The organism is Yoonia sp. (assembly GCF_017854415.1).
GTDB lineage: Bacteria > Pseudomonadota > Alphaproteobacteria > Rhodobacterales > Rhodobacteraceae > Yoonia.
Genome location: NZ_JAFMHR010000083.1, coordinates 1 through 14263, shown reverse-complemented (window position 1 = coordinate 14263; position 14263 = coordinate 1). Strand labels below are relative to the sequence as shown.

Sequence of the window (14263 nt, the reverse complement as noted above, 5' to 3'; positions counted from 1 at the left end):
AGCGGGTAAGACGGGGTGTCAGGCGGCGCGCTGAACAGCGTTTTGGGGCCAAATAAGGCAGTTTTAGGAGTGATGAGGCCTATCTGGCGCGATTATTGCAACAAAAGCCTTAGAGATTAATGAGTCTGCTCCTTCAGCACAGAGACATTTCGTTAGCAACAGTGGTTGCAGAGATTTAATCTCAGGAAAGCCCTACCTTCGGTGGGGCTTTTTTTAGCTGTCATGTTTTAACTGGCGACTTTTTTAAAGGGTGTTTGAAACTCTTTCAGAGCGCCACGCCATATCAGCTAACCCAAATCAGCACATATCAAATATAGGGGAAAGAAAATGGCGATTCCGGGAGGACTCGAACCCCCAACCTGCTGATTAGAAGTCAGCTGCTCTATCCAGTTGAGCTACGGAACCGTTGCGTTGGCTTTTACAGGAAATAAAAACGTCTGTAAATTCAAGTTTAGTGTTGCTGGCCTTGCCGCCTGTTATCGTGGGCTAGTGTGTCCAGGACCCAGATCTGTCATACGCGAAATTATCGGCGTAGGCCTTAGGTTTTGGCGACCGCTTTTGCGGCGTATTAACAACATAATCCAGAGCGTGCTTTTCAGCATAAGCAACAGCATCATCGGCGCTATCAAAATACAGCTTAACCTGACGCATTGTATCAGCTGATGACTGCCACCCCATAAGCGGCTCAGGCCCAACACGCGATGAGCGGGCAAAATCAAGAACCCACTTTTTCATTTTATTACGGCCAGACTGCATGGCTGTTTTTGCTGGCTGATAAATACGTGCTTTGCTCATTACCATTATTCCCTGAAATACTGCCAATCGCCTCTTGCGAAAGCGATGATTGATGTCTTTATATCGCGCCACTGTGAAAAAGTTAAGCGCTGTATTTGGCTAGTGAGCTATTAAGACTTTCGCAGGCTTTATTATGGCCGTGCTTTGCACAAGCGCGCATAACAGATAACACCCTATCACTCCGCTATAGCCAGCAACCGGCAGGATGCAGCAGATAAGGCTAGAAAAGCTTGATGACTAAGGGTTTGGGAGAGGAATGGTCGGAGTGGAGAGATTCGAACTCCCGACCCTCTGTTCCCAAAACAGATGCGCTACCAGGCTGCGCTACGCCCCGAACCATGGCGTGTCTTTAGCTTTATCAAAATGATTTGAAAACCCCTAACCGTCAGTCTTTTCGCCACAAGGCAAAATAGCTTCCGCACCAAAGCTAGGGTGTTGCAAAACATCCCCCTCGGTAATGCCCAAACGGCGCGAAAGGCCGCCATTGATCTCGAGAACCATCTGTATGCCATCCCCACCCGGAATCGGGGTCAGGTCACCCGGAATCGCATTTTCATGAACTCTGAGAACTTCGCCGTCGGGGGCCACGAATAACATATCGAGGGGAATCAATGTATTCTTCATCCAAAAGCTCACGCTTTGCGGGCGATCATATACAAAAAGCATACCCGTTAGCGTGGGCATGTTGTCAACAAACATAAGACCTTGGGCGCGTTCCGCATTGTCGTCGGCCACATCAACGGAAAAGCTTGCTTGACCCCAATCACCCGCCACTGTGACTTTGTCATCTGCGCAAACCGCCCAAGCAGGCGCTGCTGAGACGCAAAGACCAAACACAACGATGGCGGGCTTCACTTTACCGCGGCCTCCCAGCCAATGATCTCAATCGCCATACGGCCACGTTCGCCATCGACCATGCGCAGGCCTACGGCCTCACCAGATTGCAGATCCGACAGGCCAGAGCGACGCAAAACTTCAACATGCACAAACACATCGTCGTTATTGCCGAAAACATTCGCAAAACCAAAGCCTTTGCCTTTATCGAACCATTTGACGCGTGCTGGTTCAATCGGACGATTGGCGATGTCATCGGCAGTAAATTCCACCATATCGCGCAACGGCATGCCGTCTTCGCTTTCGGGCGGCAGGATCGAGACAACTTCGACCGCTTGCAGGCCACGTTGCGTGTCCTGCACTAGAATTTGAATTGACGATCCGTCTACGACCGACCCTTGGCCAAAATTGCGCAAGACGTTGGCGTGCAGCAAAATATCTGGCCCGCCACCTTCCGCAACAACGAATCCGAACCCTTTACCCGGGTCGAACCATTTCACTTGTCCCTGCACCTGACGTGGTACGTCAGCGTCGTGCGTTTCCATACTTTCTTCCTTCAAAGAAGCGGCCTTTAAATTACACCGCATCTCAATAACGTCGTAAGCAAGCTTCCCCTAGACTGCTACAGTAGCACCGGATTGGACTCCACACAAAGTGAACAATCATGGTGACAATCGCGTAACGGTCCAATTTTCACTAACAATCTCGCGCGACCACCGAAACCGGTCGTGCAATCTAAATGGTCCATCTGACCAAAACTCGATCTCAGACGGAACAAGACGAAAACCACCCCAAAAAGGCGGCCGTTCCGGGTCCGCCCCTTTTTGTACTGTTAACTTTGCAACATCTGCCATCAACGTCCCGCGTGATGCCAAAGGTTGCGATTGTTGCGAAGCCCATGCACCAATTTTGCTCTGAAGGGAACGGGATTTATAGTAATTATCAGCAATTTTTCCATCTTCTTTGGTAACAGTGCCGCGAACCCTGATCTGCCGTGCCAAGGATTTCCAATGCAGAACAAAGGCAGCTTTGCCTGATTGGGCCAACTCTTGACCCTTTCGGCTTTGGTAATTGGTATAAAATACAAAGGCATCTGCCTCTATGTCCTTGAGCAGGACCATGCGGACATTCGGCAGCCCGCCGGCATCAACTGTCGACAAAGCGATCGCGTTAGGGTCATTGACCTCTGTCTTGGTCGCGTCCGCCAACCACTGCTGCGCAATCACAAACGGATCTGGGCCCGCGAAAATACCGGTACGGTCAGACATTGCTGATCCCTAAACTTATCGCCCCCAATTTCACGGTAGGCCTAAACCGCTACACTAGCAACCTTTTTACACCATTGTTCAGAGCCTTGCCCGCTTGGTCGCAATCGCCTAAACGATTTATAAGCAAAGCAGCGATATGCAAAAAGGATAGCAGCGATGACATCACAATTGATGCAAGGCAAACGGGGCCTGATAATGGGCCTCGCCAATGATAAGTCGATTGCTTGGGGTATCGCCAAAGCCTGTGCCGACGCCGGTGCAGAGCTGGCATTTTCCTACCAAGGCGATGCGCTTAAGAAACGCGTCGGGCCTTTGGCCGCGTCAGTCGGGTCTGACATTGTGTTGCCTTGCGATGTAGGCGACGAGCAATCAATCGATGACCTTTTCACCTCTCTCGAGGCGACTTGGGGCAAGTTGGACTTCATCGTTCATGCTATTGGTTTTTCAGATAAAAATGAATTGCGCGGGCGCTATGTCGACACCACGCGCAGCAACTTTGTCACAACGATGGATATCTCGGTGTACTCATTCACGGCCGTTGTGCAACGCGCTGAAAAGATGATGACCGAAGGGGGCTCTTGCCTCACGCTCACTTACTACGGCGCTGAAAAAGTTATGCCGCATTATAACGTCATGGGCGTGGCCAAAGCCGCACTAGAGGCGTCAGTGCGCTATCTGGCCGAGGATTTGGGCAAGGACAATATCCGCGTCAATGCGATCAGCGCAGGCACGATCAAAACGCTTGCGGCGTCAGGCATCGGCGACTTCCGTTTGATCATGAAATGGAACGAATATAACTCGCCCCTGCGCCGAACTGTCACACAAGAAGAAGTCGGAAAATCAGCACTTTACCTGTTGTCCGACCTTGGTAGCGCCGTGACTGGCGAAGTTCTACATGTGGATGCGGGCTATCATGTTGTTGGCATGAAAGCCGTCGACGCACCTGATATTACCAAAGAATAGGATCCCGACATGACTGATCGCTTGCCGCATGAAAAAGGGTTCCACATCAGCTGGGATCAAATCCACCGCGACAGCCGCGCCTTGGCATGGCGGCTTGATGGCAAAGGCCCCGATGATGGCGCATGGCGTGCTGTTGTGGCGATCACCCGTGGCGGCATGGCCCCTGCAATGATCGCGGCGCGCGAATTGGATATCCGCACTGTGGATACCGTCAGCGTCAAAAGCTACGATCATCAAGACCAGTCAGAGGCGAAAATCCTCAAAGCACCCGATGCCGAACTGATGGGTGATGGCACAGGTATTTTGATCATCGACGATCTGGTCGATAGTGGCAAAACGCTCGAATTGGTTCGTGCACGCTATCCAAACGCGCATTTTGCGACGGTCTATGCAAAACCAAAAGGTCGGCCTCAGGTTGACACGTTCATCACCGAAGTCAGCCAAGACACATGGATATTCTTTCCGTGGGATATGGCGCTACAATACGTCGAACCCTACCGCGGCAAAGACTAATGCCCTCGTTCTTCCGAGCGTAAATATCCCCGCCGGAGGCATATAATCATAAATTGCGGCGCAGCCGCTCATTTGGGAAACTCTCATGACCCTGCCCCGCACAGCCACGACTTTCGCACCGCCAGTAATGGAGGCGCGGCGGTGGCTGGACGGTGTGATACATCCGAGCGACCGCCCGCTATTGAACGTCAGCCAGGCCGCCCCCGTTGATCCCCCGCCCGCCCCACTGCGCGAGGCGATGGCCGACATTGTCATCAACGTCCCAGAGGCACATTTATACGGCCCTGTTCTTGGCCTGCCAGCTTTGCGCGCCGAAGTCGCACAACAATGGTCTGCCGGGTATGGCGGCACAGTGACACCAGATCAGGTCGCAATCACGTCAGGTTGCAACCAAGCATTTGCGGCTGCAATTGCGACGCTTTGCGCTGAAGGTGATGAGGTCATCATCCCTGTCCCCTACTACTTCAACCACCGCATGTGGATGGACATGTCGGGTGTGAAAACCGTACCACTGCGCGCCGGTGATGGCATGATACCTAGCGTAGAAGATGCCGCAAAACTCATCACGCCGCGCACCCGCGCAATTGCATTGGTCAGCCCCAACAACCCTTGCGGCGTTGAATACCCCGGCGAAACCTTGCGTTCTTTCATGGACCTGGCACGCAAGCTTGGTATCGCCTTGATCGTTGATGAAACCTATCGCGACTTTGACAGCCGCAGCGGCGCGCCCCACGACCTGTTCGCTGATCCGCATTGGGACGACACGCTGATCCAGCTTTATTCCTTTTCCAAAGCCTACCGCCTGACGGGACACCGCGTCGGCGCGGTCATCGCTGGCACAGCCCGTTTGGCCGAAATTGAGAAGTTTCTAGACACTGTCACGATCTGTCCAAATCAACTGGGCCAACGCGCAGCGCTTTGGGGAATGCAGAACCTTGGCGAATGGCTGGCAGGCGAGCGGCTTGAAATTCTTGATCGGCGTGCAGCGATTACCGAAAATTTCCATCTACTCGAAGACAAAGGCTGGAAACTACTCGGGTGCGGCGCTTATTTTGCTTATGTCCAACATCCCTTTGCAATGTCATCGACTGATTTGGCTCGGCTTTTAGTAAAGGAAGCAGGTGTTCTGCTTTTGCCTGGGACAATGTTTATGCCCAACGATGTACCCGGCGGCGAACGCCAATTGCGCATTGCTTTTGCCAACATTGACCGCGCTGGCGTGGCGACCCTTTTCAACAGGCTGTCATCACTGTCGCTCTGACCCTTGCGCCCCTGCATCCCTGCCCTTATTCATGCGCCAATCAGCGGGTGGAGCGTTCGGCAAAATGGCGAAAAAAAGCAATAAACGATACGGTGCATGGATCATAGTGGGTGTACTTTTGGTAGGTCTGGCAGGCTTTGGCAGTGGCGGCCTTAACGGGACTGTACGCACCATCGGCACCGTGGGCGACAAAGAGGTCACGGTCACGTCATACCAACGGGCCCTGAACGAACAAATTCGCGCATTTTCCGCACAAGTCGGCCAACAGATCACCTTTCAGCAAGCGCAGTCCTTTGGACTGGATCAAGTGGCGCTGAACCAAGTCGTCTTACTGCGCACGCTTGATAATGAAGCCGATGAACTTGGCATCTCTGTGGGCGACGCACGCGTCTTCGAGCGCCTGCAGGCAATCCCTTCTTTCCAAGGCGCTGGTGGATTTAACCGCGAAACGTACCGCTTGGCCTTGCAGCAGTCAGGTCAAACTGCTGCTGAATTCGAAACAGGTATTCGCGAAGAAGTCGCGCGCACATTGTTGCAAGGTGCCGTCGTCAGTGGCCTACCCGAGGCGGATGCCTACGCTGACGCATTGGTGCAATACATCAGCGAAGTCCGCGCAATGACGTGGGCGACAGTTGGCCCTGAAGCGCTCACCGCGCCAATTGCGGGTGCCACACAGGCAGACCAGCAGGCTTATTATGACGCAAATCCCGATGCCTTTACCGCCCCGGAAACCCGCGAAATCACCTATGCTTGGCTTATCCCGAACATGATCATCGATAACATGGTGGTGTCAGACGCGGCGATCGCACAGCTTTACCAAGAACGTATCGCCCAATTTGTCCAACCAGAACGCCGTTTGGTGGAACGTCTGGTTTATCTGGATGAAACCCGTGCAACGGCAGCGTTGGCGCAAGTTGCTGCAGGCGAAGCCACATTCGAAGACTTGGTCGCAGAGCGCGGCTTGGCACTGACCGATATCGACCTTGGCGATGTAGACCTAGAAACACTCGGCGCCGCAGGTGATGCTGTTTTTGCAGCGGAACCGGGCGAAGTTGTCGGCCCTTTCAACACATCCCTTGGCCCGGCGCTTTTTCGCATGAACGCTGTGCTTGCCGCACAAGAAACCACACTTGATGATGCAACAGAACAGCTGCGTGACGAATTGGCAGCAGAGGCTGCACGCGAATATATCAACGACAATGCCAACCCGATTGTCGATTTGATTGCAGGCGGGGCGACCATGGCTGATCTGGCGGATCGCACCGACATGGAACTGGGCACGATGTCATGGACAGCAGATATGTTTGAGGGCATCGCCGCCTATGATGCTTTCCGCCGCGAAGCCGCTGAGGTCCAAGAAGGCCAGTTTGCTGAAATTTTTGATTTGGCAGATGGCGGGATCTTTGCATTGACCCTTGATAGCGTTACCCCGCCTACTTTGCGCCCGCTTGATGACGTCCGCGACGAAGTGATTGCCGCTTGGCAAGTCCAAGCGCGGCAACAGGCCGTGATGACGACAGCCCAAGAAATCGCAGACGGCATCCTTCCGCTTACGTCTTTTGAGGACCTCGGCCTTGATGCGCTGACCGAAGAAGGTCTAACCCGCCGGAGCTTTGTTGAAGGCACGCCACCTAATTTCAACGTGCAACTTTTTGAAATGACTGTCGGAGAAGTCCGCGTAATTGCTGCCGGAGACCGCGCATTAATTGTGCGTCTGGATGATATCGCGGCACCTGATCTGACTGATCTGTCCGTGATTGCACAGCGTACCGCTTTGGCTGAAAATGCGGCGGCGGGCATCGCACAAGATATGTTCGAAGCTTACGCGACTTCTTTGCAGCAACGCACCGACACTGACATCAATCAAGCGACGATCAACGCGGTCAACGCACAGTTCCAATAGGCTGAAATATGGCGCTTTTGCCCGACTACGACACGTTTGCCAAAGCCTATGACGCGGGCGCAAACCAAGTCGTTTATACCCGTATAGCCGCAGACCTCGACACACCTGTGTCGTTGATGCTGAAGCTATCTGGCGCGGGCAAGAACGCCTTTATGCTGGAAAGTGTGACCGGCGGCGAAGTGCGCGGGCGCTATTCTATCGTGGGCATGAACCCCGATCTGATCTGGGACTGCCGCGGAACCACGTCACGGGTTAACCGCAACGCGCGTTTTGATGACGCTGATTTTGTGGCAATGGATCAAGATCCGCTGACGGCCCTGCGTGCACTTTTGGCCGAAAGCCGCATCGACCTGCCCGACGGTCTGCCTGCCGCCTCTGCGGGGCTGTTCGGGTATTTGGGCTATGACATGATCCGCCTGATCGAACATCTGCCGGACGTGAACCCTGATCCGCTTGGCCTGCCCGATGCGATGATGCTGCGGCCTTCAGTGGTGGCCGTGCTGGACGGTGTCAAAGGCGATGTGATTCTCGTGGCCCCTGCATACGTCAACACAGGGCTAACCGCCCGTGCCGCTTATGCCCAAGCTGCCGAACGGGTCATGGACGCGCAACGCGCACTCGAGCGGCCAATGCCAAGTGCGGCGCGCAATCTTTCCGATCCGGCCTCCGTTGCCGCACCCGTCTCAAATTTCGCCCATGCCGCCTATCTGGCCGCGGTCGAAAAAGCCAAAGACTATATCAAAGCCGGTGACATCTTTCAGGTCGTTCCGTCACAGCGTTGGACGCAAGAATTCCGCGAGCCGCCATTTGCGCTTTATCGTTCGCTACGGCGGACAAACCCGTCCCCGTTTATGTTCTTTTTCAACTTTGGCGGCTTTCAGGTGATCGGGGCCAGCCCAGAGATTCTTGTGCGTGTATTCGGCTCTGAGGTCACAATCCGCCCGATCGCAGGCACCCGCCCGCGCGGTGCTACCCCTGAAGAAGACAACGCAAACGAAGCCGATCTGATGGCCGATCAAAAAGAACTGGCAGAGCATTTGATGCTGCTGGACCTTGGCCGCAACGACACCGGCAAAGTCAGCAAGATCGGCACAGTGCGCCCAACCGAGCAATTCATCGTCGAACGCTACAGCCATGTGATGCATATCGTCTCAAACGTCGTGGGTGAATTGGCCGATGATCAAGACGCGCTTAGTGCGTTTTTTGCCGGCATGCCCGCCGGTACTGTTTCGGGCGCGCCAAAAGTCCGTGCGATGGAGATTATCGACGAGTTGGAGCCTGAAAAGCGCGGCGTCTACGGCGGTGGTTGCGGTTATTTTAGCGCCAATGGCGATATGGATATGTGCATCGCTCTACGCACAGCCGTTTTGCAGGATGAAAAGCTCTATATTCAGGCGGGTGGTGGTGTTGTCTACGACAGCGATCCCGAAGCAGAATACCAGGAAACTGTGCACAAATCGAACGCAATCCGCAAAGCTGCAGCCGATGCGACGATGTTCCGTGACAGTGGGAATTAACCGCCGCTTACTGTGAAATAGTCGGCAGTTCTGAACCACCTTCGGCGGTTGCATCTTCGCCCTCGACAGGCTCTTCGACCAAGAATTCACTGCGATCCACGATGAGGGCTGACACCGGCCCCATCAAAATACCATCGCTAGCGGCATCGCGGGCCCAAATACTCAAAACATCCATTGTGCGCGGCTTAAGGCGTGCCACGATAACAGCACCACCAGATTGGCGCGCACGGAACGCCGCCTGATCAAGAGCACGCAGGATCGCGCTATTGCTTTCACCTGCCCCGTCGACATCGCGCGACACTGTAGCAACGCGCACTTCGGCGCGTTCTGCGGCGCGTATCAATGACCCCAGACCCTGTTGGATTGTCACCAATCCGCGCCCTTCAGAGGCAAGTATCTGCATGACCTGCGCTGCAGCCAAGCGGTCGTTGCGCAACACGCCAGTTCCGTCAGAAAACAACAATCCCGCTTCCGGCAAAATCTCGAGGGCTGCGGCAAAGGCAACTTCAACGTCGCTTGGCGTTGCCCGATCTGGTAATGGCACTTGCATTGCCACTTCTGCGCCCGCCTCGCGGTAGGCTTCGGCCCAGAGTGTCGCGTCATCCATCAATGCGTTGATTGCAACCGTCGCGACGATCCCGCTTTGTAAAACCTGCGCTGGACCATCGGTGAGCGTGCCGTCGTCCAAAAGGACAACAGCTACAACCGGCAGACCTTCGGGGTTATCAAAGGCGGCCGCAAAACGCAGAACAGCTGGTGCGTCCGGTGACAAATTGTCTGCGGGCACTGAATTCGGTGTTCTCGCGTCTTCGGTGGTGACATCTTCAACTGCGCCTTCATCCAATGCGACATCACTGCCACCATCAGCCTGCACACGGGTCGGCGCGACCGGAGCGGTACGCGGTGTCGATACACTTTGCGAAGCTTGCGCTGTTTGTGTCGCAGCTGCGGGCGTCGCTTGAGGCGCAGGAGCTGTGGCAGCGGGAACCGTCGCAGGTGCGACCTCAGCTTCCTGCACAGTTTCAATTACCGTTTCAGTGGCTTGCGCCAATGCGACTGGCGCAGGTGTAGCGGACTGCGTGTCTACAACAAGTGCATCAGGCGCATCAGGTTCCTGCAATTCACCGGCTTCAAGAAGCCCTGTCATAGGCGACTGTGATGCAGCCGGTGTGGCCGGTGCCGCATCATCTGCAGGTGCCGCAAGCGCCACATCTAGATCAGGTGCAGTGGTTGATGTATCGGGCACATTCGTGGCTTCTGCCATCGCTGCTACAACTGGTTCAACGACCGCCTCTGGTGCCTCCATCGTGGGCTCGACTACCGTTTCTATGGCTGTTTCAGGCGCTGGCTCAACTGCGGCTACGACAACAGTTTCTTCGGCTTCAACTGCAACAGGTTCAGGTTCATCCACCGCCGGCATCGCTATTGCGACGTCCGGTGCCACCACTCCTGATGTGCTTTCAGGCGGCCCTGCCATAATCGAAACGGTAGCAACACCTGCCCCGCCCAGTATCAAAGCCCAGAAACCGCCTGTTATGCTTGCACGCATCTTGCCTAAATCCTTTAGTTCGACCTTGACGCCCATCTATGTCCCGGCCCATGTATAGCAGGGCTTATACCGTCCACTTGGGGTGTTTAGGTAGCCTTTTTTCTACATGCGCGGGATTTTACCATGCTGCTTTTGATCGATAACTACGACAGCTTTACATATAACCTTGTTCACTACCTCGGTGAACTGGGTGCAGAGGTTGTCGTCAAACGCAACGATGCGCTTAATGTGCAAGAGGCAATGGCGATGCGCCCTGATGCGATTATGCTGTCGCCGGGGCCGTGTGATCCCGCCCAAGCTGGGATTTGTCTGGCATTGGTCCATGCCGCGGCTGAGACTAAAATGCCACTTATGGGCGTGTGCCTAGGTCATCAGGCCATCGGAGAAGCCTTTGGCGGCAATGTTGTACGCTGTCATGAGATCGTGCACGGCAAAATGGGCGTCATGAAACATGGCGGCAAAGGCCTGTTCGCCGGACTGCCCTCCCCGTTCGATGCAACCCGCTATCATTCCTTGATCGTCGAACGCGAAACCCTGCCCGATTGCCTCGAAATCACGGCCGAGCTGGAAGATGGTACAATCATGGGACTGCAACATCGCGAGTTGCCAATCCACGGGGTCCAGTTCCATCCTGAAAGTATCCGGTCTGAGCATGGGCACCAGCTCCTGCAGAACTTCCTAAAAATGGCAAAGGTGTCCGCATGAGTGATGCAATGAAGCCGCTGATTTACGCTGCCTCCGAAGGGCCGCTGTCGCGGTCGCAAGCCGAAGAAGCGTTTGGTTATCTGTTCGAAGGTGCTGCCACCCCTGCCCAAATTGGCGGGTTCTTGATGGCCCTGCGGGCGCGGGGCGAATCTGTTTCAGAATATGCAGCCGCTGCGGCTGTGATGCGCGCGCATTGTATTCCCGTAAAAGCCCCCGAAGGTGCGATGGATATCGTCGGCACTGGCGGTGATGGCAAACATACGCTGAACATTTCCACCGCAACGGCATTTGTGGTCGCCGGCGCTGGTGTACCCGTCGCCAAACACGGCAACCGCAATCTGTCGTCCAAGTCAGGCACCGCTGACGTGCAAGGCGAACTTGGCATCAACGTCATGGTCGGCCCAGAGGTTGTTGAGCGCGCTATTGCAGAGGCCGGTATCGGATTTATGATGGCACCAATGCACCACCCCGCGATGAAGCATGTGGGGCCCGTTCGTGTTGAATTGGGATCAAAAACGATCTTTAACATATTGGGACCATTGACTAATCCGGCTGGTGTAAAGCGTCAGTTGACGGGTGCGTTCGCGCCTGACCTGATCCACCCGATGGCAGAAACCCTGCAACAGCTTGGAACCGAAAAGGCTTGGCTGGTCCATGGCAGTGACGGCACCGACGAGATCACGATCTGCGGTCCGACAGCCGTTGCCGCGCTTGAGAACGGCAAGATCAGATCACGTGAAATCCACCCCGAGGATGCAGGCCTGCCTGTCCATAATTTTCGTGATATTCTGGGCGGCACACCGCAAGAGAACGCGGTCGCGCTGATGGCTTTGCTGGAAGGTGAGCAAGGGGCATACCGCGACGCAGTGCTGTTGAATGCAGCCGCCGCATTGATCGTTGCAGACAAAGTCGAGACTTTGAAGGATGGTGTGGAATTGGCCCGCGAAAGCATCGACAGTGGCAAAGCCAAGAAAGCACTTGAGACATTGGCCCGGATCACGTCAGCTGCATGATCACGCAGATTGACCTTACAACATAGATTTTTCGGCCCCCACCCATTTTCAAAATGGTGCCACTGGCTTATTGATCAACACCAACGACCCACCAGCTAGGCAGTGTCATGAGTGATATCCTCGAAAAGATTAAAACATACAAACTCGCAGAAGTAGCTGCACGCAAAGCTGCGGTGCCACTGACCGAGGTCGAAGCACGCGCAAAAGACGCCCCACCCGTTCGCGGGTTTGCCAAAAAATTGGCAGATGCCGCCCGCGAAGGGTATGGCCTTATTGCCGAGATCAAAAAGGCCAGCCCTTCAAAAGGACTGATCCGCGCCGATTTCGACCCACCCGCGTTGGCCCAAGCCTATGCCGAAGGTGGGGCGACGTGCCTGTCCGTATTGACAGATGCACCTTCTTTTCAGGGCGATGACAGCTATTTGACCGCAGCACGCGCAGCGGTAGATCTGCCTGCGCTGCGTAAAGACTTTATGTACGACACCTATCAAGTGGCCGAGGCCCGCGCCCTGCATGCCGATTGCATCCTGATCATCCTCGCTAGCGTCAGCGACGCGCAGGCCCAAGACCTTGAAGAAGCCGCAACCGAATGGGGCATGGATGTGCTGTTAGAAGTGCATGACGCCGCCGAACTTGAACGGGCCTGCGCGCTGAAATCCCCGCTAATGGGGATCAACAACCGCAATCTCAAAACATTTGAAACCACGCTGGATACGACCCGCACCCTGTCAAAATTGGTGCCGGCAGACCGCATGATCGTCTGTGAAAGCGGACTGAACACACCCGAAGAGCTGGCCGATATGTCCAGATACGGTGCGCGCAGTTTCTTGATTGGCGAAAGCCTGATGCGCCAAGATGATGTTGCCGCAGCCACCCGCCGCCTGCTGGCTAATCCCGCTGGGGGGATCATGTAATGGCTGGCCTATCGCATTTTGACGGCGAAGGCCGCGCGCATATGGTTGATGTCTCTGATAAGCCAGTGACATCACGCACTGCAATTGCGCAAGGTCATATCAAGATGACCGCAGACACCCTTGCACTCATCACCGAAGGGCGCGCCGACAAAGGCGATGTACTGGGCATCGCTCGCATCGCTGGTATCATGGGGGCCAAGAAAACCGCGGAATTAATCCCGCTTTGCCATCCACTGCCGATCACCAAGGTTGCTTTGGAATTGACACCGGACGCCACTTTGCCAGGCATTCGCATCACCGCTACCGTCAAAACAGGCGGTCAAACAGGCGTCGAAATGGAAGCGCTGACAGCCGTGAGCACCGCCGCATTGACGGTCTATGACATGGTCAAGGCGGTCCAAAAAGACATGGAAATCAGCGGCGTGCGGCTGACATTCAAAGAAGGTGGCAAATCGGGTCGGTTTACGAACCCATGATCACGGTTGATCAAGCACTTGCCGACCTCTTTGCGCTGGTGTCGGTGCTAGAATCCGAAACTGTCCCATTACAAAAGGCCAATGGCCGCGTCTTGGCTGAAAGGGTTACCGCTACCCGTGATCAGCCGCCTTTTGCGGCGTCTGCTATGGACGGCTATGCCGTTTCGGGCACATCGATTTCATTGGGCAAAACGTTTTCTGTCATTGGCGAAGCGGCCGCAGGGCACCGCTGGGATGGCACCGTCGGACCAGAACAAGCCGTGCGTATTTTTACAGGCGCCCCACTGCCCACAGGCACGGACCATGTGATCATCCAAGAAAACGTCACACGCGATGGCGATATGATTACTCTTGATGACAGCGGCAACGATCAACCCTACGTGCGTCCCGCTGGAGCGGACTTCAAACGGGGCGATCAAATCACGGCACCCCGCGCTTTGCGACCCTCTGACATCGCGCTTTTTGCAGCGATGAATGTACCAACGCTCCAAGTCACCCGTCGTCCCGTGGTTGCAATTATCGCTACCGGTGACGAACTGGTGCAGCCGGGCG

14 protein-coding genes, 2 tRNA genes and 1 pseudogene are annotated in these 14263 nt (G+C 55.0%); 10 read left to right on the top strand and 7 right to left on the bottom strand.

From position 1 onward, the window contains the following. Window positions 1–328: 328 nt before the first annotated feature. The 6 genes from QZ197_RS10430 to pdxH form a co-directional block, all read right to left on the bottom strand. Window positions 329–405: transfer RNA gene (locus QZ197_RS10430), tRNA-Arg, on the bottom strand. A gap of 81 nt (window positions 406–486) precedes the next feature. Then, window positions 487–795, bottom strand: a complete 309-nt coding sequence (locus QZ197_RS10425; protein ID WP_296431862.1) for an ETC complex I subunit — start codon at window positions 793–795, stop codon at window positions 487–489. Window positions 796–1052: 257 nt separating this feature from the next. Continuing rightward, window positions 1053–1129, bottom strand: a tRNA-Pro gene (locus tag QZ197_RS10420). Between the two features lie 44 nt (window positions 1130–1173). Next, a complete protein-coding gene (locus tag QZ197_RS10415) occupies window positions 1174–1650 on the bottom strand; it encodes a DUF192 domain-containing protein (protein WP_296431861.1) in 477 nt (158 codons plus the stop codon). Next, window positions 1647–2174: a cold shock domain-containing protein gene (locus QZ197_RS10410; protein WP_296431860.1), complete on the bottom strand. Its 528-nt coding sequence runs from the start codon at window positions 2172–2174 to the stop codon at window positions 1647–1649. The genes QZ197_RS10415 and QZ197_RS10410 overlap by 4 nt, the downstream gene beginning before the upstream one ends. Before the next feature lie 117 nt (window positions 2175–2291). Then, window positions 2292–2897: a pyridoxamine 5'-phosphate oxidase gene (pdxH, locus tag QZ197_RS10405; RefSeq protein WP_296431859.1), complete on the bottom strand. Its 606-nt coding sequence runs from the start codon at window positions 2895–2897 to the stop codon at window positions 2292–2294. Between the two features lie 156 nt (window positions 2898–3053). Here pdxH and fabI point away from each other — a divergent pair, with 156 nt between their 5' ends. The 5 genes from fabI (at window position 3054) to trpE (ending at window position 9054) form a co-directional block, all read left to right on the top strand. Continuing rightward, window positions 3054–3860: an enoyl-ACP reductase FabI gene (gene fabI, locus QZ197_RS10400; RefSeq protein ID WP_296431858.1), complete on the top strand. Its 807-nt coding sequence runs from the start codon at window positions 3054–3056 to the stop codon at window positions 3858–3860. Window positions 3861–3869: 9 nt separating this feature from the next. Continuing rightward, window positions 3870–4373, top strand: a complete 504-nt coding sequence (gene gpt, locus QZ197_RS10395; protein WP_296431857.1) for a xanthine phosphoribosyltransferase — start codon at window positions 3870–3872, stop codon at window positions 4371–4373. A gap of 85 nt (window positions 4374–4458) precedes the next feature. Then, window positions 4459–5634, top strand: a complete 1176-nt coding sequence (locus QZ197_RS10390; protein WP_296431856.1) for an aminotransferase — start codon at window positions 4459–4461, stop codon at window positions 5632–5634. Between the two features lie 31 nt (window positions 5635–5665). Further along, window positions 5666–7537 (top strand): peptidylprolyl isomerase, encoded by a 1872-nt coding sequence (locus QZ197_RS10385; protein WP_296431855.1) that lies wholly within the window; start codon window positions 5666–5668, stop codon window positions 7535–7537. A gap of 8 nt (window positions 7538–7545) precedes the next feature. Beyond that, a complete protein-coding gene (gene trpE, locus QZ197_RS10380) occupies window positions 7546–9054 on the top strand; it encodes an anthranilate synthase component I (RefSeq protein WP_296431854.1) in 1509 nt (502 codons plus the stop codon). Between the two features lie 7 nt (window positions 9055–9061). Here the strand turns inward: trpE and QZ197_RS10375 are convergent, their stop codons facing one another. Then, window positions 9062–10603 carry a divergent polysaccharide deacetylase family protein gene (locus QZ197_RS10375; RefSeq protein WP_296431853.1) on the bottom strand — a complete coding sequence of 514 codons (1542 nt, stop codon included), beginning with the start codon at window positions 10601–10603 and terminating at the stop codon, window positions 9062–9064. A gap of 123 nt (window positions 10604–10726) precedes the next feature. Here QZ197_RS10375 and QZ197_RS10370 point away from each other — a divergent pair, with 123 nt between their 5' ends. The 5 genes and pseudogenes from QZ197_RS10370 to QZ197_RS10350 all read left to right on the top strand — a co-directional run. Beyond that, the gene (locus QZ197_RS10370; protein ID WP_272146038.1) at window positions 10727–11308 is read left to right on the top strand and encodes an aminodeoxychorismate/anthranilate synthase component II; all 582 of its coding nucleotides are present in this window, start codon (window positions 10727–10729) and stop codon (window positions 11306–11308) included. Further along, complete coding sequence (trpD, locus tag QZ197_RS10365) at window positions 11305–12321, top strand: anthranilate phosphoribosyltransferase (RefSeq protein ID WP_296431851.1); 1017 nt, start codon at window positions 11305–11307, stop codon at window positions 12319–12321. The genes QZ197_RS10370 and trpD overlap by 4 nt, the downstream gene beginning before the upstream one ends. 107 nt (window positions 12322–12428) lie before the next feature. Beyond that, on the top strand, window positions 12429–13235 hold the full coding sequence (gene trpC / locus QZ197_RS10360; protein WP_272146034.1) for an indole-3-glycerol phosphate synthase TrpC: 807 nt from the start codon (window positions 12429–12431) through the stop codon (window positions 13233–13235). Further along, entirely contained in the window at window positions 13235–13711 is a 477-nt protein-coding gene (gene moaC, locus QZ197_RS10355) for a cyclic pyranopterin monophosphate synthase MoaC (RefSeq protein WP_272146032.1), read from the top strand. The genes trpC and moaC overlap by 1 nt, the downstream gene beginning before the upstream one ends. Then, a pseudogene (locus QZ197_RS10350) lies at window positions 13708–14263 on the top strand (molybdopterin molybdenumtransferase MoeA); the annotation flags it as partial. The gene moaC and the pseudogene QZ197_RS10350, both read left to right, overlap by 4 nt.